Origin of the sequence: Paraoerskovia sediminicola, assembly GCF_030296575.1 — a bacterium.
Taxonomy (GTDB): Bacteria; Actinomycetota; Actinomycetes; order Actinomycetales; family Cellulomonadaceae; genus Paraoerskovia; species Paraoerskovia sediminicola.
Genome location: NZ_AP027729.1, coordinates 1,346,701 through 1,373,100, shown reverse-complemented (window position 1 = coordinate 1,373,100; position 26,400 = coordinate 1,346,701). Strand labels below are relative to the sequence as shown.

Annotated in this window: 18 protein-coding genes and 3 pseudogenes; 13 read left to right on the top strand and 8 right to left on the bottom strand. The window is 69.9% G+C overall.

Annotation, left to right across the window (positions count from 1 at the left end; translation table 11 throughout):
• Positions 1-2: 2 nt before the first annotated feature.
• From QUE47_RS06520 to QUE47_RS17150, 3 genes and pseudogenes are all read right to left on the bottom strand, one after another.
• A pseudogene (locus QUE47_RS06520) lies at positions 3-1,093 on the bottom strand (inositol-3-phosphate synthase).
• On the bottom strand, positions 1,090-1,428 hold the full coding sequence (locus QUE47_RS17155; protein ID WP_434019736.1) for a hypothetical protein: 339 nt from the start codon (positions 1,426-1,428) through the stop codon (positions 1,090-1,092). Before QUE47_RS17155 ends, QUE47_RS06520 begins: the two are co-directional and overlap by 4 nt.
• Positions 1,425-1,733, bottom strand: a complete 309-nt coding sequence (locus QUE47_RS17150) for a PadR family transcriptional regulator (RefSeq protein ID WP_434019735.1) — start codon at positions 1,731-1,733, stop codon at positions 1,425-1,427. Before QUE47_RS17150 ends, QUE47_RS17155 begins: the two co-directional genes overlap by 4 nt.
• Before the next feature lie 318 nt (positions 1,734-2,051).
• Between QUE47_RS17150 and QUE47_RS06510 the strand changes: the two genes are divergently transcribed.
• The 5 genes from QUE47_RS06510 (at position 2,052) to rplI (ending at position 6,481) form a co-directional block, all read left to right on the top strand.
• On the top strand, positions 2,052-4,472 hold the full coding sequence (locus QUE47_RS06510) for a transglycosylase domain-containing protein (RefSeq protein WP_286219084.1): 2,421 nt from the start codon (positions 2,052-2,054) through the stop codon (positions 4,470-4,472).
• A gap of 253 nt (positions 4,473-4,725) precedes the next feature.
• Positions 4,726-5,016: a 30S ribosomal protein S6 gene (rpsF, locus tag QUE47_RS06505; RefSeq protein ID WP_286219083.1), complete on the top strand. Its 291-nt coding sequence runs from the start codon at positions 4,726-4,728 to the stop codon at positions 5,014-5,016.
• Positions 5,017-5,130: 114 nt separating this feature from the next.
• On the top strand, positions 5,131-5,679 hold the full coding sequence (locus QUE47_RS06500) for a single-stranded DNA-binding protein (RefSeq protein WP_286219082.1): 549 nt from the start codon (positions 5,131-5,133) through the stop codon (positions 5,677-5,679).
• 93 nt (positions 5,680-5,772) lie between these two features.
• On the top strand, positions 5,773-6,009 hold the full coding sequence (gene rpsR / locus QUE47_RS06495) for a 30S ribosomal protein S18 (RefSeq protein ID WP_029253838.1): 237 nt from the start codon (positions 5,773-5,775) through the stop codon (positions 6,007-6,009).
• Positions 6,010-6,031: 22 nt separating this feature from the next.
• Entirely contained in the window at positions 6,032-6,481 is a 450-nt protein-coding gene (rplI, locus tag QUE47_RS06490; RefSeq protein ID WP_286219081.1) for a 50S ribosomal protein L9, read from the top strand.
• A 156-nt stretch (positions 6,482-6,637) separates the two neighbouring features.
• On the opposite strand, the pseudogene QUE47_RS06485 reads toward rplI, so the two are convergent.
• Positions 6,638-8,007 (bottom strand): annotated as a pseudogene (locus QUE47_RS06485) (MATE family efflux transporter).
• 307 nt (positions 8,008-8,314) lie between these two features.
• On the opposite strand from QUE47_RS06485, the pseudogene dnaB reads away from it, so the two are divergent.
• Positions 8,315-9,684: pseudogene (gene dnaB, locus QUE47_RS06480) on the top strand (replicative DNA helicase).
• 13 nt (positions 9,685-9,697) lie between these two features.
• Here the strand turns inward: dnaB and QUE47_RS06475 are convergent.
• Positions 9,698-9,985: a hypothetical protein gene (locus QUE47_RS06475; protein ID WP_286219080.1), complete on the bottom strand. Its 288-nt coding sequence runs from the start codon at positions 9,983-9,985 to the stop codon at positions 9,698-9,700.
• A gap of 270 nt (positions 9,986-10,255) precedes the next feature.
• Here QUE47_RS06475 and QUE47_RS06470 point away from each other — a divergent pair, with 270 nt between their 5' ends.
• On the top strand, positions 10,256-12,004 hold the full coding sequence (locus tag QUE47_RS06470) for an Ig-like domain-containing protein (protein WP_286219079.1): 1,749 nt from the start codon (positions 10,256-10,258) through the stop codon (positions 12,002-12,004).
• Here QUE47_RS06470 and QUE47_RS06465 read toward each other — a convergent pair.
• On the bottom strand, positions 11,976-12,701 hold the full coding sequence (locus QUE47_RS06465; protein WP_286219078.1) for a hypothetical protein: 726 nt from the start codon (positions 12,699-12,701) through the stop codon (positions 11,976-11,978). The two genes, QUE47_RS06470 and QUE47_RS06465, sit on opposite strands and share 29 nt — an antisense overlap.
• Here QUE47_RS06465 and QUE47_RS06460 point away from each other — a divergent pair.
• Both QUE47_RS06460 and QUE47_RS06455 read left to right on the top strand, forming a co-directional pair.
• Positions 12,694-12,984, top strand: coding sequence for an LPXTG cell wall anchor domain-containing protein (locus QUE47_RS06460; RefSeq protein WP_286219077.1), 291 nt, complete (start codon positions 12,694-12,696; stop codon positions 12,982-12,984). The genes QUE47_RS06465 and QUE47_RS06460 overlap by 8 nt on opposite strands.
• A 590-nt stretch (positions 12,985-13,574) precedes the next feature.
• Positions 13,575-15,461 (top strand): alkyl/aryl-sulfatase, encoded by a 1,887-nt coding sequence (locus QUE47_RS06455; RefSeq protein ID WP_286219076.1) that lies wholly within the window; start codon positions 13,575-13,577, stop codon positions 15,459-15,461.
• Positions 15,462-15,522: 61 nt separating this feature from the next.
• Here the strand turns inward: QUE47_RS06455 and QUE47_RS06450 are convergent, their stop codons facing one another.
• Positions 15,523-16,254, bottom strand: a complete 732-nt coding sequence (locus QUE47_RS06450) for an acetate uptake transporter family protein (RefSeq protein WP_286219075.1) — start codon at positions 16,252-16,254, stop codon at positions 15,523-15,525.
• A gap of 113 nt (positions 16,255-16,367) precedes the next feature.
• Between QUE47_RS06450 and QUE47_RS06445 the strand changes: the two genes are divergently transcribed.
• Positions 16,368-16,796: a GNAT family N-acetyltransferase gene (locus QUE47_RS06445; RefSeq protein ID WP_286219074.1), complete on the top strand. Its 429-nt coding sequence runs from the start codon at positions 16,368-16,370 to the stop codon at positions 16,794-16,796.
• Positions 16,797-16,854: 58 nt separating this feature from the next.
• Entirely contained in the window at positions 16,855-18,021 is a 1,167-nt protein-coding gene (locus tag QUE47_RS06440) for a PQQ-dependent sugar dehydrogenase (RefSeq protein WP_286219073.1), read from the top strand.
• 34 nt (positions 18,022-18,055) lie between these two features.
• On the opposite strand, the gene QUE47_RS06435 is transcribed toward QUE47_RS06440, so the two are convergent.
• A complete protein-coding gene (locus QUE47_RS06435; RefSeq protein WP_286219072.1) occupies positions 18,056-19,897 on the bottom strand; it encodes an AMP-dependent synthetase/ligase in 1,842 nt (613 codons plus the stop codon).
• A gap of 155 nt (positions 19,898-20,052) precedes the next feature.
• Between QUE47_RS06435 and QUE47_RS06430 the strand changes: the two genes are divergently transcribed.
• Both QUE47_RS06430 and QUE47_RS06425 read left to right on the top strand, forming a co-directional pair.
• Positions 20,053-20,988, top strand: coding sequence for a DUF1295 domain-containing protein (locus QUE47_RS06430; protein ID WP_350227690.1), 936 nt, complete (start codon positions 20,053-20,055; stop codon positions 20,986-20,988).
• A gap of 144 nt (positions 20,989-21,132) precedes the next feature.
• Positions 21,133-26,349 carry an Ig-like domain-containing protein gene (locus tag QUE47_RS06425; protein WP_286219071.1) on the top strand — a complete coding sequence of 1,739 codons (5,217 nt, stop codon included), beginning with the start codon at positions 21,133-21,135 and terminating at the stop codon, positions 26,347-26,349.
• Positions 26,350-26,400: the final 51 nt, after the last annotated feature.

Below are 26,400 nucleotides of genomic sequence, written 5' to 3'. Positions count from 1 at the left end.
GATCAGCGCTCGACGTCACCGGCGATGAAGGCCTCGAGCTGCGCGCGGCCCTCGGTGTCCTCCATCTGCACGGGCGGCGACTTCATGAAGTACGTCGACGCGGAGAGGATCGGGCCGCCGACGCCGCGGTCCTTGGCGATCTTCGCGGCGCGCACGGCGTCGATGATGATGCCGGCAGAGTTGGGGAGTCCCAGACCTCGAGCTTGTACTCGAGGTTCAGGGGGACCTCGCCGAACGCGCGACCCTCGAGGCGGACGTAGGCCCACTTGCGGTCGTCGAGCCACTGGACGTAGTCCGAGGGGCCGATGTGGACGTTGCGGTCCTCCTTCTTGCCGGCGAGGGGGCCGGTGAGGTTGGAGGTGACGGCCTGCGTCTTGGAGATCTTCTTCGACTCGAGGCGGTCGCGCTCGAGCATGTTCTTGAAGTCCATGTTGCCGCCGACGTTCAGCTGGTACGTGCGGTCCAGCACGACACCGCGCTGCTCGAACAGCTTGGCCAGGACGCGGTGCGTGATCGTGGCACCGACCTGCGACTTGATGTCGTCGCCGACGATCGGCACGCCGGCCTGCTCGAACTTCGCGGCCCACTCGGGGTCGGACGCGATGAAGACGGGGAGGGCGTTGACGAACGCGACGCCGGCGTCGATGGCGCACTGGGCGTAGTACTTCGCGGCGACCTCGGACCCGACGGGCAGGTAGCAGACGAGCACGTCGACCTGGGCCTCGCGCAGGGCGGCGACGATGTCGACCGGCTCTGCGTCGGACTCCTCGATGGTCTCGCGGTAGTACTTGCCGAGGCCGTCGTTCGTGACGCCGCGCTGGACGGGGACGCCCAGCGGCGGGACGTCCGCGATCTTGATGGTGTTGTTCTCGGACGCGCTGATGGCCTCGGAGAGGTCGAAGCCGACCTTCTTCGCGTCCACGTCGAACGCCGCGACGAACTCCAGGTCGGAGACGTGGTAGTCGCCGAACTGGACGTGCATGAGGCCCGGGACCGTGCTCGTGGGCTCTGCGTCTCGGTAGAAGTGCACGCCCTGGACCAGTGACGATGCACAGTTCCCGACGCCAACGATGGCGACGCGGATGGAGGTCATCCTCGCTCCTTGATGTTCGTGCCGGGACGCGGTGCGTCGTCGGCGGTGGTGTTCTTCTCGGTGGTTCGACCAGAGGTGGTCGGTCGATCGCCGGTGTCCGTCGGACGGCGGCGGTCACGTTCTGCGGTGATGAGCCCGTCGAGCCACGTGACCTCGCGCTCGACCTGCTCGAGGCCGTGGCGCTGGAGCTCGAGCGTGTACTCGTCCAGGCGCTCCCGCGTGCGGGAGGCGGACTCGCGGACGGCGTCCAGCCGTTCGGCGAGCCGGGTGCGGCGCCCTTCGAGGATCCGCAGCCGGGTGTCGGCGTCGGTCTGCGCGAAGAACGCGAACCTCACGTCGAAGCTCTCGTCCTCCCAGGCCGCGGGGCCGGACGACGCGAGCTCGGTCTGCAGGTGCTCCTTGCCCTCGGCGGTGAGCTCGTAGACGATCCGCGACCGCTTGCCCGCGAGGGCGTGGGGGGGACCGACGTGGACTCGGTGCCGACGATGAGGCCGCGGGTGACCATCGCCTTGAGGGCCGGGTAGACCGACCCGTAGGAGAGCGCGCGGAACGATCCGAGCACGAGGTTGAGTCGCTTGCGCAGCTCGTACCCGTGCAGCGGGGTCTCGGTGAGGAGCCCGAGGATCGCGGTCTCGAGCACACCAGCACCTCGGCGCACACGACCTCCTCGGCCACTCGTCGCTCGGTCGGTGGTCGGGTGATCACCGTTCGTCGCGATGTATCGATCCGATACATCAACTGGATAGGTATAGCAGATGCATCGGCGCGTCGCCAGCAACGCCGCGTTCGTGTGAAGGTCGCGCGAACGTGGTGGGCTGATCACGCACAGCAACGGTCGGGATTCCGCGCTGAGCCCACCCCGGAGCACGCGCACGGTCTATCGTTCCGCTAGGCGCGGCCGAGTCGACATCCACCTCGGCCGCACCTTTCCCTGCTGTCCCCCAGGAAGGTCTCACCCGTGGCGAAGTCCGCGACGCGCACCAGCGCACCGAACCGCCGCAGGTTCTTCAACTACCCGCGATCGCACGTCACCAGCTTCCGCCGGTGGCTCCCGTCGTGGCGGATCGTCGTGGGGACGCTGCTCGCAGGGATCGCCCTGGTCGCCGGCCTCATGATCGCCGCCTACGCGACGACGGAGATCCCCGACGAGGAGGCCTACGCGAGCCAGCAGGCGAGCACGGTCTACTTCTCGGACGGCGAGACCGAGATGGCGAAGTTCTACACCGACGGCGGCAACCGCAAGATCATCGACTATGCGGACCTGCCCGACTACGTGGGCAACTCCGTGGTCGCGTCGGAGGACACGACCTTCTGGACGAACAGCGGGGTCGACGTCAAGGGGATCGTGCGCGCCGCGGTGAACAACGTCACCGGCGGTGCCCGTCAGGGAGCGTCGACGCTGACCCAGCAGTACGCCGAGCGCTACTACATGGGCACGACGACCAGCTACGTCGGCAAGTTCAAGGAAGCGATCCTCGCGCTGAAGATCACGCAGGTGCAGAGCAAGGAAGAGATCCTCGAGAACTACCTGAACACGATCTACTTCGGTCGCGGCGCGTACGGGATCGAGCAGGCCGCGCAGACCTACTACGGGGTGCCCGCGGCAGAGATGACGCTGTCGCAGTCCGCGATGCTCGCCGGGATCATCCCGTCCCCGGTGAACTGGGAGCCCTCGGCGAACCCCGACCAGGCCGAGGCGCGCTGGAACCGCGTGCTGGACCGCATGGTCACCGACGGGTACATCACCCAGGCGGAGCGCGACGAGCAGGAGTTCCCGGAGACGCTCGAGAAGTCGACCGAGGCGCGCTACGAGGGCACCAACGGGTACCTCGTGCAGATGGCGCGCGAGGAGCTCATCGACTCCGGCGACTTCACCGAGGAGCAGCTCGACCAGGGCGGGTACTCGATCGTCACGACGGTCGACGAGGACATGCAGGCCGCGGCGGTCGAGACCGCCGAGTCGCTGCCGGACGACGCGAACGAGCGGATCCGCACCTCGCTCGTGACGCTCGACCCCGACACGTCGGCGATCAAGGCGCTGTACGGCGGCCCGGACGCCGTGAGCCAGGCGTACAACAACTCGACCCAGGGTGCCGCGCAGGCCGGGTCGACCTTCAAGCCGATGGCGCTCATCTCGGGTCTGGAGAACGGCAAGACCCTCGAGGACCGCTACGACGGTCGCTCGCCCCAGACTTTCGGCGACTGGAAGGTCACGAACTTCGGCGGCGAGCAGTTCGGGTCGACCCGTCTGGTCGACGCGACCGCGCACTCCGTGAACACGGTCTACGCGCAGCTGAACCTCGAGGTCGGTCCGGAGAAGACGTCGGACGTCGCCGCGCGGCTCGGCATCACGTCCGAGGTCGAGCCGGTCAAGTCGAACGTGCTCGGCACCGCGACGGTGCACGGCCTCGAGCTCGCCAACGCGTACAACACGATCGCCGACGGCGGGCTCCACACCGACCCGTTCATCGTCCAGGAGGTCGTCAACCGTGACGGCGACTCCGAGTACAAGGGCGAGTCGAAGCCGGAGCGGGTCGTGGACCAGGAGGTCATCAACGGAGCCACCTACGCCATGGAGCAGGTCGTCCAGGAGGGCTCCGGCCGCGAGGCGAAGCGGCTCGAGCGGCCCGTGGCCGGCAAGACCGGTACGTCGAACGAGAACAAGTCGGCGTGGTTCGCTGGATTCGTCCCGCAGCTGACGACCGTCGTGGGCATCTACCAGGTCGGCGAGGACGGCGTGAGCCAGGACTCGATGGAGCCGTTCGGCCAGTGGAAGGACCAGGGCCGCACCATCACGGGCAGCACGTTCCCCGCCTGGGCGTGGACGAACTACATGCAGGAAGTCACGAAGGACATGGAGATCGAGGACTTCCCCGAGTACACGCCGGCGCGTCCGACCTTCACCCCGACGCCGGAGCCGACGCAGACGGCGACGGCCGAGCCGGTCGAGCCGACCGAGGAGCCGACCCAGGAGGTCGAGACCGTCGACGTGCCCGGCGGGCTGGTGGGCAGCAGCCGGGAGTCCGCCACCGCGGCGCTCCAGGCCGCCGGCCTGTCGGTCTCCGTGACCGAGCAGTACTCGGACGAGCCCGTGGGGACGGTGCTGAGCGTCCTGGGCGGCTCGTCCGTGCCGGCCGGCTCGACGATCGGCCTGGTGGTCTCGAAGGGGCCTGACCCGACGCAGAACACACCTGAGCCGACGCAGGAGCCGACGCCCGAGCCCACCCAGCCGCCGGAGCCCACGCAGCCGCCGAAGCCGACGCAGGCGCCCACGCCGACCACGCCTCCGTCAGCGGGCACCGGCAACGGTGGCGGCAACGGCAACGGCAACGGCAACGGCGGGGGTACCGGCAACGGGACCGGGAACACCAACCCGTAGCCCGCGGCACCGCGACGCCCGGTGTCGGACGACGTGGCTCACCTCCCGCGCGGAGGCGAGCTGCGTCGTCCGACACGTTTCTTGGGAAACCCGCCCCACTGCGGGTATCGTTGCACTTCGCTGTGTCCTGGCCCGGTCGACGTAGGCCGGCCCGGCCCCTCCGGGGCCGTGCAGGGCATCGCGGAAGCAGTACGCACAACCCTCCTGCCACGGAGATTCCGTGGCCGCAGAGTCCACAGGAGGTGGGTTATCAATGCGTAAGTACGAGATGATGGTGATCCTCGACCCCAGTGTCGAAGAGCGCACCGTCGCACCGTCCCTCGACAAGTACCTCTCGGTCATCACGACCGACGGTGGTTCCGTCGACAAGGTCGACATCTGGGGCCGTCGTCGCCTCGCGTTCGAGATCGAGAAGAAGTCCGAGGGCATCTACGCCGTCGTCGACTTCACCTCGACCCCGGCGACCGCCAAGGAGCTCGACCGCCAGCTCGGCCTCAACGAGGTCGTCCTGCGGACGAAGACCCTGCGCACCGACGCCAGCTGACGAACCGCGTCCACACCCTCGCACGACGCCGTGTCGATGTCCCCGCCCCGTGATGGGATGGGTACCTCGGACACGACGAGCCCTCGTCGGGCACCCACGACCTAAGGAGTTGGCATGGCTGGCGACACCATCATCACGGTGATCGGAAACCTGACCGCGGACCCGGAGCTTCGGTTCACGCCGTCCGGCGCGGCGGTCGCCAACTTCACGATCGCCTCGACGCCTCGGCAGTTCGACCGTCAGAGCAACGAGTGGAAGGACGGCGACACGCTGTTCATGCGCTGCTCGATCTGGCGCGATGCTGCGGAGAACGTCGCGGAGTCCCTGACGAAGGGCATGCGCGTCATCGCGCAGGGCCGGCTGGTGCAGCGGTCCTACGAGACGCGCGAGGGTGAGAAGCGCACGGTCGTTGAGCTGCAGGTGGAGGAGGTCGGACCTTCTCTCAAGTACGCCTCGGCCAAGGTCACGCGCGCTCAGCGCAGCGGCGGCGGCGGTGGCGGCTTCGGCGGAGGCAACTCCGGCGGCGGCGGCAACAGCGGCGGGGGATACGGCGGAGGCAACTCCGGCGGGTTCTCCAGCTCGGGCGGCGGACAGAGCGATCCTTGGGCCACGGCGGGCCCTGCCACCAACGGTGGCGGGTTCTCCGACGAGCCCCCGTTCTGATCGACGCCTCACCCCAGATCACCCCTTGACCGGTGACCGCGCAGGCACACGTCCTGACCGCGGGGCCGGTACCCAGAAGTAAGGAGCAACACCATGGCAAAGCCTGTGGTGCGCAAGCCCAAGAAGAAGGCCAACCCGCTGAAGACGGCGAAGATCGAGACCGTCGACTACAAGGACACGGCTCTTCTCCGCAAGTTCATCTCCGACCGTGGAAAGATCCGCGCCCGCCGCGTGACCGGTGTCTCGGTCCAGGAGCAGCGTCAGATCGCCAAGGCCGTCAAGAACGCCCGCGAGATGGCTCTCCTGCCGTACTCGTCGTCGGCGCGCTGACCAGGATCGGAAGGGATACATCATGGCCAAGCTGATCCTCACGCACGAGGTCACCGGACTCGGTGAGCCCGGCGACGTGGTCGAGGTCAAGGACGGGTACGCCCGTAACTTCCTCATCCCCCGCAACCTCGCGACCCCGTGGTCGAAGGGTGCCGAGTCGCAGGTCTCCGCGATCCGCAAGGCTCGCAAGAGCCGCGAGATCGCGTCGCTCGACGACGCGAAGGCTGCGCGTGACTCGCTGCAGGCGAAGCCGGTCGTCGTGACCGCCAAGGCCGGCGAGTCGGGCCGGCTCTTCGGTGCCGTCACGACCGCTGACATCGCCGAGGCCGTCAAGGCGAACGGCACCCTCAGCGTCGACAAGCGCAAGATCGAGATCGGCCAGCCCATCAAGGCTGTCGGCTCGTACTCGGTGTCGATCCGCCTGCACCCCGAGGTCTCGGCGAACATCGCCGTCGACGTCGTCGCCGGCTGACACCAGCGCCACCAGCAGCACCGACGAAGGCCCGGCCGCTCCCCACGGGGAGCGACCGGGCCTTCGTCTGTCCCGGCCTTCACCTGCCCTGGGCCCGGTCTGCCCTGACCCTGGTCTGTCGGTCGTGCTCTTCGTCTGTCCGCCGGGTGCCGCGGGTCAGGCGCCGGTGACCATCCAGCGGCTGCCGCGGGCGCGCAGCCCCGTCGTGAGCGCCCGGGCGGCCATGAACACGCCGGCGAACGCGAACCACAGCCACGCGAGGCCCCAGGGGCCGTCGGGGGCGTACCGGCCGACGAGGAGCGCGACAGGGGCGTAGACGACGAGGGTCAGCATGCCCGCCCAGGCGAGGTACCGGCCGTCGCCGGCGCCGATGAGCACGCCGTCGAGCACGTAGACCCACCCGGCGACGGGCAGCAGCAGCCCGGTCACGAGCATCCCGACGGCGACGGCGGAGCGGACCTCGGGGTCGGAGGTGAACAGCAGTGCGAACCACCAGCCGCCCGCAGCCATGAGGAACCCGAGAAGCGCCCCGGCGCCGACCCCCACTGCAGAGTCCGCCGCAGCACGCGTCGGGTCGAGTCGACGTCGCCGGCGCCCAGGCCCTGACCGATCAGCGCCTGCGCGGCGATGGCGAGCGCGTCGAGCGCGAACGCGGCGAACCCCCACACGGAGTTGACCACCTGGTGCGCCGCGAGGTTGGCCGCGCCGAGTCCGGTGGCGACGTACACGGTCACGAGGATCGCCCCACGCAGCGAGAGGGTGCGCACGAAGAGGGGAGCGCCGTCGCGGGCGTTGGTCCAGATCCCGCCGGCGGCCGGGCGCAGGGAGGCACCGGTGCGGCGGGCGCCCCGCAGTACGACCGCGCACAGGACGACTGCCATGCTGATCTGCGAGAACGCGGTGCCGATCGCGGAGCCGGCGATCCCGAGGCCGACGCCGTACACGAGCACGATGTTCAGGACGGTGTTCAGTACAGCTCCGGACGCCGCCACGTACAGCGGCGTACGGGTGTCCCGCATGCCACGCAGCACGCCGGTCGACGCGAGGACGAGGAGCATGCCGGGGAGCCCGGGCGCCGACCACCGCAGGTACGTCACGGCGTGGCGCGCGACGTCGTCCGACCCGCCCATGACGCCCACCGCCCAGGGCGCCGCGACCCACAGCGACGCCGCGAGGGCGAGGCCGAGGCCTAGGGCGAGCCACATGCCGTCGATGCCGGACTGGAGCGCCTCCCGCTCGCGACCGGCGCCGATGCGGCGGGCGACCGCGGCGGTCGTCGCGTACGCGAGGAACACGCAGAGCCCGACGACGGTCAGCAGCAGCGTGCTCGCGAGGGAGAGCCCGGCGAGCTGCGGGGTGCCGAGGTGCCCGACGACCGCGCTGTCCACGAGGACGAAGATCGGCTCGGCGACCAGAGCGCCGAGCGCAGGTATCGCGAGGGCGAGAATCTCGCGGTCGAGAGACCTCCGGTCGGTGCCGCTGTGGACACGGCCGCGCCCCGGGCGTGTCGTCGGCGTGTCGTGCATCGAATCTTCGTCCACACCCCGAAGGCTAGTGTTTACGCGGCTCATCGAATTCGAGAGCCCGCTTTCCGAACACTTGTCCACATGGTTGTCCACCGCCTGTGCACAGCTGTCTCGGACTTGTCCACAGCGCGACCGCGGTTGTCGACAGGCCTGTGGACAACCTGGTTTGCCCCCGACTCCGCGCGGTCCTATCGTCGCGCAGGCGTCTCGTGTCGGACGTCGTCACGCACCTGAGCCGTACGGCTCTCTGTCGGTGGCGGGTCGTAGAAATCAGGTACGAGGACGAGGCGCGGGGGACCGGAGGAACATGTCGATCGACGAGCTCGAGGCGGGCTACGGCTCCGGTGAGTCGAGCCCCGCGTTCGACCGCACACCCCCGCAGGACGTCCAGGCGGAGCAGAGCGTGCTCGGCGGCATGCTCCTGTCGAAGGACGCGATCGCCGACGTCGTCGAGCAGGTCCGCGGCGTCGACTTCTATCGCCCGGCGCACGAGGCCGTCTACGACGCGATCACGGACCTCTACGGCCGTGGCGAGCCTGCCGACGCGATCACCGTCGTGGCCGAGCTCCAGAAGCGCGGCGAGCTCGGGCGCGTCGGCGGCGCCCCGTACATCCACGACCTCATCGCGATGGTCCCGACTGCGGCGAACGCCGGGTACTACGGGCGCATCGTCCGTGAGCGCGCCGTGCTGCGCCGCCTCGTCGAGGCCGGGACGCGCATCGTCCAGCTCGGGTACGCGACCGAGGGCGGCGACGTCGACGACATCGTCAACAACGCCCAGGCCGAGGTCTACGCCGTCACCGAGCGGCGCACCGCCGAGGACTACGCCCCGCTGGCCGACATCATCGGCGGCACCGTCGACGAGATCGAGGCCGCGGGTCACCGCGGCGAGGGCATGGTCGGAGTGCCGACCGGCTTCGCGGACCTCGACCGGCTGACGAACGGTCTGCACCCCGGGCAGATGATCGTGCTGGCGGCGAGGCCGGCCATCGGCAAGTCGACGCTGGGAATCGATATTGCACGGTCGGCGTCGATAAAAAACAACATGACGTCTGTCGTGTTCTCGCTCGAGATGAGCCGCAACGAGATCACCATGCGTCTGCTCTCGGCCGAGGCGCGCATCCATCTCCAGAAGATGCGCAACGGGTCGATGGGGGAGGACGACTGGCAGAAGCTCGCCTCCACGATGGGCAAGATCACCGAGGCGCCGCTGTTCATCGACGACTCCCCGAACATGTCGCTCATGGAGATCCGCGCCAAGTGCCGGCGGCTCAAGCAGAAGCACGACCTCAAGCTCGTGGTCATCGACTACCTGCAGCTCATGACGTCGGGCAAGCGCGTCGAGTCGCGCCAGCAGGAGGTCTCGGAGTTCTCGCGTGCGCTCAAGCTGCTCGCGAAGGAGCTCGAGGTGCCGGTCATCGCGATCTCGCAGCTCAACCGTGGCGCCGAGCAGCGCACGGACAAGAAGCCCGCTATGTCCGATCTGCGTGAATCTGGATCTATCGAGCAGGACGCCGACATGGTCATCCTGCTCCACCGTGAGGATGCCTACGAGAAGGAGTCACCGCGGGCGGGGAGGCTGACCTCATCGTCGCCAAGCACCGCAACGGGCCGACCGATGTGATCACGGTGGCGTTCCAGGGGCACTACTCACGATTCGTGGACATGCAGTCCTGATCGGGGTTGCTGGCTAGGGCGTCAGATCGGGTGCCTGCTGACCCGCTCTCAGCACACCCCTGAACGACACGATCATCCCGGCGATCCCCCCGAAGATGAGTCCAGCGAACGGCCACGCAAACACCTCGCCGTTCTCACCGACCAGGGTTGCGGCCGCCAGGGCCAGGAAGAGCATCGCTTCCGCTAGTTGGTTGAGACGGTTCGTCGCGTTCCGGCCTTCCGGTCCGTACGTGCGCGATCGGGCAAGCGTGAATGCCGTCAAGCACAGCGCAGACGTCAGCGCCGCGGTGACGAGCGTCATTGATCCTCCTGTGGGCGAAGCGCCGGAGCTCCAGGCGGGCCATCCGCTGCTGACCATTCCACTTGCGTCAGATCTGTGCAGTCATGTGCGCCAGGCCTGGGGATAACTGCGTTGTCGAACAGGCTCTCTGCCCCGCGATTGGCGATGGTCGAGTGCGGGCGAGGTTGATGACGAGGGGGTGATCCCTGCCACAGCAGTCTTTCTTTCGGCACAAGTTGGCATTTCTTGCAGTAGAGTCGCCGTGTTGAGGCACTTGACTGGGAGAGACTGATGAAGAGCACGATCAGAGGAAGCCGGGTGGCGGCGACCATCGTCGCACTTACGGTTGCCGCCACTGTGAGCATGGGGTCGGGCGCCGTAGCGCTGACGGGGGACGGGGACTCGGCGGATGTCGTCAGCGCCGCTCCCACGACCGCGAAGACCGGGACGCCGGTGAACGATGCGCCCGTGGACGGCACGGGAGGCACGGACGCGACGTCGAACCCGGATTCCGCGAAGGCCACGGACGACGCGAAGGCCCCGGCACCTGCCGAGACCCCCGAAGCGACGGGCGGATCGGCGGACGCCGCGCCAGCTGCCACGAAGGCGGCCAAGTCGACGGCGGCACCGAAGGACCAGTCGACAGGCGACGCGAAGCCCGCTCCCCAACCCGAGCCTTCCGACGCGCCCGCACCTGCACCTGCACCGGCGGCCCCGGCTGCGACGAAGGGCCCGAACGACGAGGTCTTGGCGAATGTCCGCATCGCACCCGCTGCGGCCCACGTGAACCAGAACGTCCGCGTCGACGCGGACTTCGACCTCGGAGACTTCTACCCGACCGGGTCACACTTCACGCTCACGGTGCCTGGCGAGCTGCGGCCCGAGGCCACGTCGTTCCACCTGGTGACTCCCGACGGGACGTCTGCCGGTGACTGTGTCGGCGCCGGGCAGACCATCACCTGCACCACGACCGACTTCGCCGAGAAGCACCAGGGCGTCCGCGGCAGTCTCTTCTTCACCGCGAAGGTCACCGCCGACAACGGCGCGAACCACGAGTCGACCCTCACGAGCTCGTTCGGCACGCCGTTCACCGTGCCGTTGAACGTCACGGCGGACAAGTACGTCCCGCCGACGAACATCGGCAAGGTCGGCGTGCCCTACCCTGCGGCCGGCGTCGTGAACTGGGGCATCACCGTCCCGGTGACCGACCGATCCGGAGGAACGACCGTCATCACCGACCGCCCCTCGGGGCCGCAGACGCTTCCGCACGACACGAGCGACTACACCGTCCAGTGCCACATGAAGGACGCCACCGGCTATGCACCGCTCGCGGGTACCTTCACCGTGCAGGGCGGCGGGCCTAACCGCACGATCAAGATCACGGACAGCGCCTGCGACGGTGCGTACCTCGTGGAGTACAAGGCGGCCGTCGACGCGTCGACACCGGACGGCACCGACCTGCAGAACAAGGCCTCGGCCGGCGCGGACACCGTGACCGCGCACGCGGAATGGAAGGCTCGCAACCCGCTGACGAAGGACTCGTTCAGCCACGACGACCAGGACAAGGCGTCCTGGACGATCAACGCCGACCGCAGCCTGGTCGACGGCGGGAAGCTGACGCTCGTCGACACTCTGCCTGCCGGCCTGACGCTCGACGCGAAGTCACTCGAGATCAACTGCCGCCAGGGCGACCACAACGTCGACGTCGGAGGCTCTTACGGTCATCTCCCGGCGGCTCAGTACACGCTGGACTCCGGTCGCGCCGGGACCGCGCTGATCACCATCAGCGACGCGGCGTGCGCCGCTGCCGGTGGTGACCACTACCAGGTCATCTACGACACCCCCTACCCCGCGGGCAAGCGGCACACGAGCTACACGAACACCGTGACGTCCGGGTCCTCGACGAGCACGTCCGTCGCCGAGGCGTACAAGAACGCCGGAGGGAACGCCGACGGCCACCAGGCTGTCCCGACGCCCGGACCCACGCCCTCGCAGACCCCCACACCGACGCCTACCGCGACGACACCCCCGTGCCGATGACCCCGATGACGCCTGCGGTGGAGCACACGCCGTGGTTGCCGATGACGCCTGCGGTGGAGCACACGCCGTGGTTGCCGATGACGCCTGCGGTGGAGCACACGCCGTGGTTGCCGATGACGCCTGCGGTGGAGCACACGCCGTGGTTGCCGATGACGCCTGCGGTGGAGCACACGCCGTGGTTGCCGATGACGCCTGCGGTGGAGCACACGCCGTGGTTGCCGATGACGCCTGCGGTGGAGCACACGCCGTGGTTGCCGATGACGCCTGCGGTGGAGCACACGCCGTGGTTGCCGATGACGCCTGCGGTGGAGCACACGCCGTGGTTGCCGATGACGCCTGCGGTGGAGCACACGCCGTGGTTGCCGATGACGCCTGCGGTGGAGCACACGCCGTGGTTGCCGATGACGCCTGCGGTGGAGCACACGCCGTGGTTGCCGATGACGCCTGCGGTGGAGCACACGCCGTGGTTGCCGATGACGCCTGCGGTGGAGCACACGCCGTGGTTGCCGATGACGCCTGCGGTGGAGCACACGCCGTGGTTGCCGATGACGCCTGCGGTGGAGCACACGCCGTGGTTGCCGATGACCCCTGCGGTGGAGCACACGCCGTGGCTGCCGATGACCCCTGCGGTGGAGCACACGCCGTGGCTGCCGATGACGCCTTCGACGGTCGTGCCTTCGACGCCCGTGGTGAACACCCCTCTGGTGAGCACCCCGGTGGCGCACACCCCCGCGGTGGGCACCCCGACAACGCCGGTACCGACCGTCCAGACGCCCCCCGTCACCCAGGTGCCGGGCACTCCGTCGACGATCACTCCGGCACCGGTCAAGCACGCACCGACGGTCGCCTCTCCGTCGACGCACCGCCTGGCGCAGACCGGCGCGAACGTCACCGAGTTCGGCATCATCGCTGCACTTGCGATCGTGCTCGGTGGACTGCTCCTGATCGTGGCGAAGCGTCGCCGCAACACCCAGGGCTGACCTCTACGGCCTGAGCACCATGAGGGCCCGCCGGCCTTCGAACGGCGACGTGCAGCGCGGATTGCACGGATCAGCTCGCCTACTCCGCCGAGCGCGGTCAGCAGCGGTCAGAGTCCAGAGATTCTGACCGCTGCTGAGTGCTGAGTGCTGAGTGCTGAGTGGAGGCCTGGATCGAGGCTGTCGCGGATGTGCACTCCGCACCGCCAGGTGGCCTGACCGCTGCGCAGGGCATCGCGTCTAGGGTGTTGGGAGCAGCCCGTCGCGCGCAGTGCTCGTCGGGCTGCACGGGGAGTCATCTCCTTCGTCGCGCTGCTCGACGACGCGCTGCGCGAGAAGCTGTCCGCGAAGTACGCGCGTGCGCGGCAGCTGCTGGCGCCGATCGGCGGCTGACGGCGGGTCGGGCGACTTGCCCGGGCGACATCGGCGCTGGACTTGCACCCGAGTGGAACAGATCGGGCTACTGATGGTTCCAGCGCGCCGCCGTGTCGCGCCGCCTCGAACTGACGGCCACCTGACTGCTCCGGTTGCCGCCCGCTCGCGGACCCCCGATCGTTGGAGTGCTGTGTCTTGCCCCTACCGAGGAGTACCTGATGAGCACACCCAAGCCCGCCACCGAGGCGACGATCCGCGCCAACCGTGCGGTGCGTGACGCGCTGCCGTTCGACGACACGACGGACATCGAGAACGCGGACCGTGGTCTGATCGTGCGGGCCACCGGTCAGATCCTCACGGACGAGGGCGACGTCGCCTGGGACTTCGACCGGTGGAGCTTCCTGGACGGCGAGGCCCCCGACACCGTGAACCCCTCGCTGTGGAGGCAGAGCCAGCTGGTGTCGAAGGCCGGCATCTACCAGGTGGCCGACGGCATCTACCAGGCCCGCGGCTTCGACCTGTCGGTGCAGTCGTACATCCGTGGGGAGAAGGGCTGGATCGTCGTCGACCCCTCGATCAGCGTCGAGCCCACGAAGCGTGGCTACGACCTGGTCTGCGAGCACGTCGAGGACCTGCCGGTCACCGCCGTCATCCACACCCACTCCCACATCGACCACTACGGCGGTGTGCGCGCGCTCGTCACGGACGAGGCGGTCGCGTCGGGAGACGTGCGCATCATCGCGCCCGTCGACTTCCTCGAGGAGTCGGTCAGCGAGAACGTGATGCTCGGGAACGCGATGGCCCGCCGCAAGGCCTACATGTACGGCGAGATCGTCGGCTACGGCCCGGATCGCGCCGTCGGCGCCGGGCTCGGGCAGGTCACCTCCGCCGGGACGGTCACGCTCATCCCTCCGACGGACATCATCAGCGAGACCGGCACCGAGCTGACGGTGGACGGCGTCCGGATCGTCTTCCAGCACACGCCGGGCGCCGAGGCGCCCGCCGAGCTGTGCTTCTACCTCCCGGACCACAAGGCGCTCTGTGGCGCCGAGATCGTCACGCACACGATGCACAACCTCTACACGCTGCGCGGCGCGAAGATCCGTGACTCGCTCATCTGGTCCAAGCACCTGCACGAGATGCTGCAGCTCTTCGGCGACGCGGAGGTCCTGTTCTCCTCCCACCACTGGCCCACCTGGGGCAACGCCGAGCTGCGCGACCTCATCGCCTCCCAGCGCGACACCTACCGCTACCTGCACGACGAGACGGTGCGGCTCGCGAACAAGGGGCTCACGCCGGTCGAGATCGGTGAGCAGGTGAACCTCCCCGACGCGTTGGCGCAGAAGTTCTCCAGCCGTGGCTACTACGGCTCGACGAACCACAACGTGAAGTCGACGTACGTCTACTATCTCGGGTGGTTCGACGCGAACCCCGCGAACCTCCACCCGTTGGAGCCGACGGACTCCGCACCCCGGTACGTCGAGTACATGGGCGGGGCCGACGCGGTCCTGGAGCGGGCCCGCGACGACTTCGAGAAGGGCAACTACCGCTGGGTGGCCGAGGTGCTCAACCACGTCATCTTCGCGGACCCCGAGAACACGGCGGCGCGCGAGCTCCAGGCCGACACGTTCGAGCAGCTCGGCTACCAGGCGGAGAACGGGACGTGGCGCAACTTCTACCTCACGGGCGCGATGGAGCTGCGCGACGGGATCCGCAAGCAGCACGTGCTTGTGACCGCCAGCGCCGACTCGGTGCGCGCGATGTCCGTGTCGATGTTCCTCGACTACATCGCGATGCGGCTCAAGGCGCCCGAGGCGGTCGGCCTCTCGGCCAAGTTCGCGGTCGTGCTCCCGGACATCGACGAGCGGTACGTGCTCGAGCTGGGCAACGGCGTCCTCAACCACCACCCGGGCACCGCGGACGACGTCGAGGCGACGCTGACCTTCGACCGCTCCGTCCTCGACGGCGTGGTGCTGGGGACGACGGACATCGCCGAGGCGGTCGAGCGTGGTGACGTGTCGGTCGAGGGCGACGCGCACACGGTCCGTTCGTTCGTGCAGCTGCTCGAGAAGTTCGAGTTCTGGTTCGACATCGTCACGCCTTGATCTGACCGTTACGACGGACGCGGGTCCGTGGCACCCGCGTCCGTCGTCGGTGCGTGCGCGCTCAGAGCTGCTGACGAACCCCGGCCTCGCGCGCGATGCCCTCGACCTGTTCCTCCATGTCGTCGCGCATCGGCTTGAGCCCGGCGCCGCGCCGCACGATCGGGAGCTGCACGGGGTTGTCGACCTCCTCGAGCACGAACCCGAGCGCCGCGTACAGCGCGAGGATGGCGAGCAGCAACCCGAGGACTCCCGCGGCGAGATCCCAGGCGCCGCCGCCGGTGAGCTCTGCGATCCCCGTGACGGCGAAGCGCGCCCCGGAGCCCACCATGACGGCTCCCGCGACGAGCTTGCCGTGCGCGGCGGACGCCGGGACGAGCATCGCGGCGCCGGCCGTGATGAGCAGGATCCCGAGCGCGGGGCTCGTGCTCCCGGGCGGCGACGTCAGCGTCGCGACCGCGACCATCGCCCACACCCCGGACACCATCGCCATGCCGGTCCCGGCGATCGGGTCGCGGGCGCCGAACCCGAAGACGGCGGCCAGCAGCTGCAGCGGCACGGTGAGGACGAGCACGGCGAGCGCCACCGTGCCGGCCTCGTCGGGGCCCACCACGCCCAGCTGGAGACAGCTGAACCCGACCGTGGCGATCGCCAGGGCCATGAACCCGAGGGGCAACGGGTTCCCTGTCGGGCGCAGCACGATCCGGGTCATCCGCAGCTGCTCGCTCTGGGGTCGCTGGGCGGTGGACGTCGCGGCGGAGGTCTCGGACTCGGTGGACTCGACAGGTTCGGTCATCGGGCCACACAACACTGATCCGGGTCCGTCCACAACAACGGGTCCGCGTTCGTCGCCCCGAGAGCGGGGCGAGTCACGTCCCGGCGTCGGACGTCGGCCCTAGAGTCGCGCGCATGACCGACGACCCGTACGTCCTCGTCCCGCGCCCACCGGGGGTCGACGAGTACGTCGACCTCCGCCGCCTGTCCGGGCTGAGCCCGAAGACCAACGAGCAGGCAGGCTTCGCGGTCGCGAACAGCTGGGCGTTCTGCCACGTCCGGCACCGTGAGACCGGCGCAGCGGTCGCGATGGGCCGGGTGCTCGGCGACGGTGGCTGGTACTTCCACGTCGCCGACATGGCGACGCTGCCCGAGCACCAGGGCCGCGGCCTCGGGCGTCGGGTGCTGCGGTGGCTGCTCGACCAGATCGACGAGCGGGCGCCCGCCGACCCGTACGTGACGCTGATGGCGGACGCGCCGGGCCGTCCGCTCTATCGGTCCATGGGGTTCGTCGAGTCGGCGCCGCACAGTCTCGGGATGCGTCTGGCCCCGGAGCCGAGGTGAACGCAGGGCCGTCGGCGCCGCGGTGGTGACGACCGCGTCCTCCGCCCAGACTCGAGGCATGAGTCCCGCCCGACGTATCGCCGTGCCGCTCGGGGCCGTCGTGGGTCTCGTCCTGGTCGCGGGCTGCACCGGCGGGGACGCCCCGGACGCCACCGGCGAACCGGCGACCGTCGAGCAGTCGCCCGCGCCGGAGTCCGCGGACCCCGACCCGACTTCGACCTCGGCGTCGGCGACAGTGACGCCGACCGAGACCGAGCCTCCGCCGGACCCCGGACCGCGCGTCGTCACCACGGGGCTCGAGGCCCCCTGGTCGGTCGCGTTCGTCGGCGGCACGCCGCTGGTGAGCGAGCGTGACTCCGCGCGCATCCTCGAGCTGTCGGACGACGGCGCCGCCCGTGAGGTAGGAGTCGTGGCGGGCGTGCAGACCGCGGGGGAGGGCGGGCTGCTCGGCCTCGCCGTCGACGACGACGACCGCCTGTACGTCTACTCGACCGGTGACGACGGCAACCGGGTGCAGCGCTACGACCTGCAGGGCGATCCCGGGTCGTACGACCTGGGTGATCCGACGACGATCCTCGAGGGGATCCCCGCGGCGCGCAGCCATGACGGCGGCCGGCTCGCGTTCGGGCCGGACGGCATGCTGTACGCGTCGACGGGCGACGCCCGCGTCCGGGGATCGGCCCAGGACCGGGGATCGCTGGCCGGTAAGATCCTGCGGATGACCCCGGACGGCGACGTCCCCGACGACAACCCGTTCGACGACTCACTGGTGTACAGCTACGGCCACCGAAACGTACAGGGCCTTGCCTGGGCCGACGACGGCACGATGTTCGCGACGGAGTTCGGGCAGGACACCTGGGACGAGCTCAACGTGATCACCCCCGGGGCCAACTACGGATGGCCCGAGGTCGAGGGCATCACCGGGGACTCCGGCGAGTACACCGACCCCGTGCAGCAGTGGTCGCCGGACGAGGCGAGCCCGAGCGGCATGGCGGCGATCGGCGGCGCCCTCTACGTCGCAAACCTGCGGGGCGCAGTCCTGCGCTCGGTGCCGGTCGACGACCCGACGACCTCGACGGACCTGTTCACCGGCTACGGCCGCCTCCGCGACGCGGTCGAGTCCCCGGACGGCGAGCTGTGGTTCCTGACGAACGCCACCGACGGCCGCGGTGAGCCCGGACCCGACGACGACCGGATCGTGGCGGTCGCGGTCCCCGCCGACTAGGTGTACTGACAACTAGGTCGGCCCCGGACGAGAGTCAGGACCCGGCCCGCGACTCCGCGTAGAGGTTCTCGATGATCGCCTGCGCCCGTGCGGCGAGCTCGGCTCGCTTGAGCTTCATCGTGGGCGTGACGAGGCCCCCGGCGACCGTCAGGTCCGCCAGGACGACGGCGAACCGGCGCACCTGCTCCGAGCGTGCGACCTGCGCGTTCGCCGCCTCGACCGCCGCCTCGACCACGGACCGGACCCGGACGTCGTCGACCTCGACCGGGACGCCGTCCGGCGCGGGGACCGCCGGCAGCGCGGCCGCACCGTCGGCGTCCCGTGCGGCGACCGCCTCTGGGTCGAGCACCACCACGCCTCCGAGGTACGGCTTGTTCTCGCCGACGAGCATCGCGTGCGCGACCAGCGGGTGGTTCTCCACGCTCAGCTCCCAGGTCGCGGGAGCGACGGTCTTACCGCCGGACGTCGTGACCACGTCCTTGAGCCGCCCGCTCAGGGTCAGGTGCCCGGCGTCGTCGAGGGACCCGAGGTCGCCGGTGCGGAAGAAGCCGTCGACGAACGCCTGCGCGGTGGCGTCGGCGTCGCGGTAGCCCACGAAGACGCCGGTCCCGCGGGCGAGCACCTCGCCGTCGTCGGAGATCCGGACCGTGGTCCCGGGCAGGGGCACCCCGACGGAGCCCGCGCGCATGTCCTGCGGGAGGTTCCCGGTCAGCGGCGCGGTCGTCTCGGTGAGCCCGTACCCCTCGAGCACGGGTACCCCGATGCCGCGGAAGAAGAGCGCGAGCTCCGCGTCCAGCGACGCGGCGCCCGAGAGCAGGAAGCCGATGCGCCCGCCCATGAGTGCGCGCAGCCGCCGGTAGAACAGCGCGTCGAACACCCGGTGGCGCAACCGCAGCGACCACGAGGGGGCGTCGCCACGCTCCGCGCCTCGACCCTGCTCGACGGCCGCCCGCTGCGCCGCCGCCCAGACCGGGCCGAGGTGCTTCTCGGCGGCGGCCGATCCCGCTGCCGCCTGGATCTTCTGCAGCACGCGCGGCACCACGACGAGGAACGTGGGTCGCAGGACCGCGAGGGAGGGGACGACGTCCTTCGGGTCCGAGAGGTGGGCGATCCGCATGCCGCTCGCCAGGCACACGAGCTGCAGACCGCGGGCCAGGACGTGCGCGAGCGGGAGGAAGATGATCGTGCTGCCGTCCTCGCGGACCACGTCGCCGTAGGCCGCCGCGACGTTCAGCACCTGGCCCACGAGGTTGCGGTGGGTGAGGATCGCGCCCCGGGGGTCGGCCGTCGTCCCCGAGGTGTAGACGATGGTCGCGACCGAGTCGAGGTCGGCGACGCGGCGCCGGGCCTCCAGGGCCTCGGCCATGACCGACGCGCCGTGCTCCACGAGTGCGGCGAGGTCCGCGCCGGCCGAGGCGTCCATGGACCACACGCCGAGGGTCGTGCGCTCCTGCGCGGCGAGGGCCCCGGCGAGCAGCGCGACGTGCTCGGCACCGCCACCGACACCGAGGCGGACCTGGGCGTCCGCGACGATGGCCGACACCTGCGCGGGCGCGGACGTCTCGTAGACGGGCACGACGACGGCCCCCGCGAACCACGCCGCCATGTCCACCAGCGCCCACTCGTAGCGGGTCGGAGCCATGACCGCGACGGCGTCGCCCGGCGCGAGCCCTGCCGCGACGAAGCCCTTCGCCAGCCCGACGACCTCGTCGTAGAACTGGGCGGTCGTGACCGGCCGCCACGCGCCGTCCGCGGCCCCGGGGCGGACCTCGAAAGCCACGTGCTCCGGTGCGGCGGCGACCCGGCGCGCGAGCAGGTCCGTCGCGTTCCGGTGGTCGTCGAGCGACGCGGCGGCGGGGCCGGACGTCTCACGCATGGTGGCTCCAGTCGTCTGTCGGGCGGCGGGCGTCGAACATGTGGGACGGAGCGCGATGCCCTCGGGACGAGAGACACGCGCAGCGGCCGGGAATCAGCGCCCGATCGTCCCGGTTGCGTGTCACCGTAAGCATCCCATCGAGGAAGGACCGACAGGTGACGAAGCGAGAACGCACGTCGTTGATCGTCGTGGTGCTGGTGGTGGTCGTGGGTGCGCTCGTCGCGCTCGCCGGCAGCCAGGACGGCGCGACCGTGGGCGGCGTACCCGTCTTCGCCCTCGCCGCCGCGGCGGCGTTCGTGATCCAGTGGATCGTGTTCGTCCCGTCGTACCTTCGCGGGACGGAACGGTTCTACGACCTCACCGGCAGCCTGACGTACATCGTCGTGACGGTGGGCGTGATGGTCCTCTCGGGGGCGGACGACGTCCGGTCGTGGGTCCTGGCCGCGATGGTCGTGCTGTGGGCGGCCCGCCTCGGCGCGTTCCTCTTCGTCCGGGTCTCCCGCTCGGGGGGCGACGACCGGTTCGACGAGCTCAAGACGTCGTGGCCGCGGTTCCTCGTGACGTGGACCGTGCAGGGTCTGTGGGTGACGCTGACGGCCGCCGCGGCCTGGGTCGCGATCACGGCCGAGTCGCGTCCCGCGTTCGACTGGCTCGCGTGGGTCGGCGTCGCGCTGTGGGTCCTCGGGCTGGGGGTCGAGGCCGTCGCGGACGCGCAGAAGTCCCGGTTCAAGGCCGACCCCGCGAACGAGGGACGGTTCATCCGGACCGGCCTCTGGTCGCGTTCGCGGCACCCGAACTACTTCGGGGAGATCGTGCTGTGGGTAGGTGTCGCGGTCGTCGCGGCGCCCGCGTTCGTCGGCTGGCAGTGGGTCGCGATCATCTCGCCGGTCTTCGTCACGCTGCTGCTCCTGCGCGTCAGCGGGATCCCCTGCTGGAGAAGAAGGCCGACGATCGCTGGGGCGGCGACGCGGACTACGAGGAGTACAAGCGCTCGACGCCGGTGCTGGTCCCGCGTCCCTGAACCTGCCGGACCTGACCCGTCCCGACGCCCTTCCCGCTGCGGCTGGTTCGAGGGTGAGGTGCCGCCGTGATCGGTTCTGATCGATAATTCCCACCCAGCGAGACATTTTCCGTCCGCTGTTGTGCGTCTCTGATCATGATGTGTCTACTTGTGTCTGATCGATGAGGGCTCGGCCGACCCGGCCGCCCGTATCGACCTCAACGAGGAGGACACGATGAGACGCAGACGTTCCGTGGCGGTGGTCGCCACCGCAGCCCTGACGAGCGGGGCGCTGGTTCCCGCGATCGTGGTCGGTGGAGCCGGCGCCGCGGCCGCCGCGGTCCCGAGCACGATCCACGCGGCCGCCTACCTGGGCGCCGACGCGCTCGACGAGACGTCGCTCCCCGCGACGATCGGCGACGGCGATCAGCCCGTCGAGTGGGACCTCGACGCCGACGCGTTCGCGGCGCCCTACGCGACCGTCGAGGTCGAGGGCACCGTCGGTGGTGACGGCACCGACGCTGGGGAGACCGTCACGGGCGAGGTGGAGGTGCTGCCGCCGTCCGACGCCCCACTCACCTACTTCGTCGACGCCGGCCACAACGGCGACTCGCAGGACAGGGCGTACTCGGACCTGCTGACGGACTCGCGGGCCTTCACCGGCGCGATCACCCTCGCCACCGACCTCCACAACGACCTCCCGGACCAGGCGTTCGTCGACGGCGAGAACGACTGGGGCTACACGTTCGGCGGCAGCAACAACTACAAGATCAGCGTGCCCGGCGGCGACCCGGACCCCGCCGACGCCGAGACCCTCGCCTCGTACGACAAGTACGAGCTCGGCGTCCGCACCAACGGCAGCCAGATCGGCTACCGGCTCGCGCTCGACCCCGGCACCTACACGCTCTCCAGCGGGTTCTACGAGTTCTACGCCGGGAGCCAGGCGCGGTACCGGGTGATCACTCCGACCGTGAGCTACACGCTCGACGGCGAGGCCGAGAGCGACGCGCTCGACCAGGCCGACCTGGTCACGGACGCCGGTGCCACGACCCGCCTCCTCGTCAACAGCGCGTTCACGATCCCCGAGGGCGCGACCGACGTCGCGCTCACGTATGTCAGCACGTCGGGCGAAGCGCCCTCGCTGAGCTGGTTCGCGATCGCGCAGGGCGACGTCGCGCAGACGCTCGACGACGCGGCCGGCACGAGCGAGCCCGACCCGGACGATCCCGACACCGTCGACGTCACCGTCGACGCGGCCGACATCGCCGCGGACAACGTCAACGGCCTGACCTTCAAGGGCTTCGGCGTGCTCAGCGGCAACAGCTCGAGCGCCGTGCTCATGGACTACAAGTCCGAGCACCCCGAGGAGTACGCGCACTTCCTCGAGGTCCTCTTCGGCGGCGACCGCCCGCTGATCGACCACGTCAAGATCGAGATGGGCGACGACCGCAACAACTCGACCGGGTCCGACCCCGCCACGATGCGCCTGGAGGACGAGCCCGCGAACGTGGCCCGCGCCCCCGGCTTCCAGCTCGCGGCCGACGCGGCGAAGCTCAACCCGGACCTGCGCGTGAGCATCCTGCGCTGGAACGCGCCGGCCTGGGCCGACACGAACGACAAGATCTACACCTGGTACAAGAACACGATCCTCGCCGCGTACCGCGAGTACGGCTACATGGTCGACTACGTGAACCCCGGCGTGAACGAGCACAGCGCCGACCTGGGCTGGACCCAGGAGTTCGCCGACCGCGTGAAGACCGACGACGCCGGCTACGTGAGCGACGACGCGTCGCTCGCCGGGTTCCGCGACGGCGAGGCCGAGCTGTTCCACGAGATCAAGACCGTGATCTCCGACGAGGTCGGGACAGGGACGTTCGGCGACGAGATGGTCGCGGACGCTGACCTGCGCGAGGCCGTCGACGTCGCCGCGTTCCACTACAACACGAACGACGACGGCGCCGGCAACTTCAAGCGCCTCGCGCAGGAGCTCGACACCGAGGTCTGGAACAGCGAGGCGCAGGCCACGTTCTCGAACACGTCGTTCCGCCAGAACAACAACGTCGCCGACCCGACGGTCGAGGGCACGGGGCTGGGCGGGACGGGCAGCGCGCTCGAGATGGCAAACACCGTCGTCAAGGGCTTCGTGAACTCGAACCGCACGCACTTCATCTATCAGCCCGCGATCGGCTCGTTCTTCGAGGGTGGCCAGTACTCGTTCAAGGAGCTCGTCAGCGCCCGCGACCCCTGGTCCGGGTGGATGCACTACGACGCTGGTCTCGCCGTCCTGCAGCACTTCGCGGACTTCTCGGAGGCCGGCTGGGAGAACGACGACAACACCGCAGGCATCTGGCGGGCGGTCCCCGAGGCGAGCATGACCACCGCGTCGGGCACCAACCCCGTCGACGGCCGCAACGGTGAGCCCAACTACATGACGCTCGCGGCCCCGGACGCCTCCGACTTCACGACCGTCGTGGTCAACGACTCCGAGAAGACCAAGACCTACCGGATCACCCCGGCGAGCTTCACCTTCGACGAGGGGACCGAGCTCGGGGTCTGGGAGACCCGGGGAGCGGACGACGGCCAGGCGTTCGACGCGAACTACAAGCGGCACGTCGCCGACGTCGCGGCCGACGCCGACGGTGCCTACACCGTCACCGTCGAGCCGTACTCGATCGTCAGCATCACGTCGCTCGACGTCACCACCGACGAGTCCTGGACCACGCCGCTGCCCGTCGAGGGTGAGCGCACGGTGCTCGACCTGGGTGCGGGCGAGGGCGGTCACGCCGGCAGCTCCGACGGGGTCGACGCCGACGTGCTGTGGCAGGACGGCTACGACTACACCGACCGCACCGTCCCCGTGATCGGCGACGGTGGTGGCCTCACCGACGAGACGGAGGGCTTCGTGGACTCCCGCGGCGGCCCGACGGGCACGATCCCGCTCTACACCTGGGACCGCAACGGCGGTTTCGAGGCCGTGGAGACCGACGACTCCGGGTGGGTCCTGCGCCAGCAGGTCGACCGCGAGACGACCGGGATCGGCGGAGCCTGGAACGGCGGTGACCCCGTCACGGCCGTGGGTGACCGTCGGTGGACCAACTACGAGGCCGGCGTGGACGTGCGCTTCCCCGACGAGGGCACCGCGAACTACGCGGCGCTCGGTGCACGCTCCTCGGGCGGCGGCGGCTCCGCCAACCTCGGCGGCACCGCGTACGCGCTCACGCTGTCCTCGGACGGCGCGTGGCAGCTCCAGCGGATGGGTCGCGCCGTGGACTCCGGCAGCGTCGCGGACGACGGCTGGGACGGTTCCGCCTGGCACCGCCTGACCGTCCGCGCCGTCGGCGCCGACATCACCGCGTCGATCGACGGCGACGAGGTCGCCTCGTACACCGACACGGACCCGTACCGGTCGGGCTGGGTCGACCTCGGCAGCAGCTTCGACCACACCGAGTTCGACGACCTCACGGTCACCCGGGTCGCGGACGACGTCCCTTACTACGGCGAGTACCTCGACGACCTCGAGACGAACGACCTGGGGGACCCGCCGTCCGACGTGCTCGTCTACGCGGGCGACTGGGCCCACGCGAACGGCAAGGGCATGTACCAGTACATGCGGTCGACGTCGACGACGTCGCAGGAGGGCGCGAGCGTCGCCTACACGTTCACCGGGTCGGGTCTCGACCTGATCGGCGCCAACGGCGGGACGGCGACGCTCGACGTGACCGTCGACGGCGAGCCGGTCGAGGTGAACGCGGCGACGCACGTCTCGGGCGACTTCCAGGCGATGTACTCGCTGCGGGGTCTGCCCTGGGGCGAGCACACCGTCACCGTCTCGCTCGCGTCGGGCACGCTCGTCCTGGACGCGGTCGGCGTGGTCAGTGAGCCGGCGGACGAGCCGGCCTCGGGCGACGCGCTCGACGCGCTCGCCACGGCGCTCGCGGACGCCGAGGAGGTCACGAGGGACGACGACTTCACCGACGAGACGTGGGGCCTGCTGCAGACCGCGATCGCGATGGCCCGCGAGGCCGTCGACGACCCCGCCTCGTACCGGCTCGACGTCGAGGGAGCCGCGGCGCTCACGCAGCGGCTCGAGAACGGGTCGTCCCCTCTCGCGTACCGCATCACGGCGCTCGCGGACGTCTCGCTCGCGACGCCGACCGGCGACGCGCCCGGGCTGCCCGAGACCCTGGCGGCGACCCTCGACGACGGGACCACGCGTGACGTGCCCGTCACGTGGGACGTCGAGGAAGCGAGCTTCGACGAGGACTGGGCGACCGTCTCGGTCGCCGGCGGCTACGGCAGCGCGACGACGACGGCGCAGGTCGAGGTGGTCCCCGCGGGCACCACCTTCTTCGCCGACCTCAACGGCACGCAGGACGTGCTCGGCGAGCCCTCGCCCGCGTTCACGGCGATCTCGGGCCTGCTCGGCGACCAGCTCGTCAACGACGCCCCCGACCAGAAGCTCGGCGGGGACGCGACCTGGGGCCACTTCGGCACGAACGCCGCCGGAGCCGACGAGGTCTACGGCAAGGGCGTCGTCGCCGGCCCGTACAGCAAGCTGACGACGACCGGGATCTACACGGCGAACCAGGTGGGAGCCCAGGTGGGGTACACCGTCGACCTCCCCGCGGGCGACTACACGATCACCGCGGGCAGCCACTCGTGGTGGGCCGGCAACGCGCGCAGCGCGGACGTGCTCCTGACGCACGACGGCGGGACGAGCACTGTCGACAGCATCACGCTCGACACCGCGACGCCGAGCCGAGTGCTCTCGTACGACGTCGAGCTCGCCGAGGACGGCCCGCTCACGATCGCGCTCGAGGCGACGAACACCCAGTCGCCGATGCTGTCGTGGGTCGGGGTCGTCGCGGCCGACGTGACCGACCCGGAGCCGGTGGAGGTGGTGCCGGCGGTGTCGGTGTCGCAGCCGGTGTGTGAGGACGGTGCGGTGGTGGCGGGGTCGATCTCCGGTTCGGCGATGGATGGTGTGGCGCGGTACGTGGTCAAGGAGTGGGTCGATGGTGCGGCGGGTGGGTATTCGTCGGGCGAGGATCTGGCTGCTGGTGACTATGTGGTGCGGGCGTGGCCTGCGGAGGGTGTGACGCTGACCCCGGGCCAGGGGTGGGAGTCGATCTTCAAGGGTCGGGTCCAGACGGTGGTCACGATCGACGCGGTGGACTGTGTGGGTCCGAAGGTGACGGTCAAGGGTGGTGACTCGTTCACGGTCGGTGCGGACGGCACGTATTCGAAGGTGTCGTTCAAGCTGTTCGACGCGGGCAAGGTCGACCGGCTGACGCTGAACGGGAAGGTCAAGGACCTGACCGACAACGTGTGGTCGGACCTGAACTTCGTGGCTCCGGGGAAGTTCGGTGCTGTGGAGGGCGCGAACACGCTGGTGGTGTTCGACGTGGCGGGGAACTCGACCACGGTGGAGTTCACGCTGACCACGGCCTGACCGCCTGCGGACGGGTGTCGCCCGCGACACAGCGACGACGGCCGCCGCACC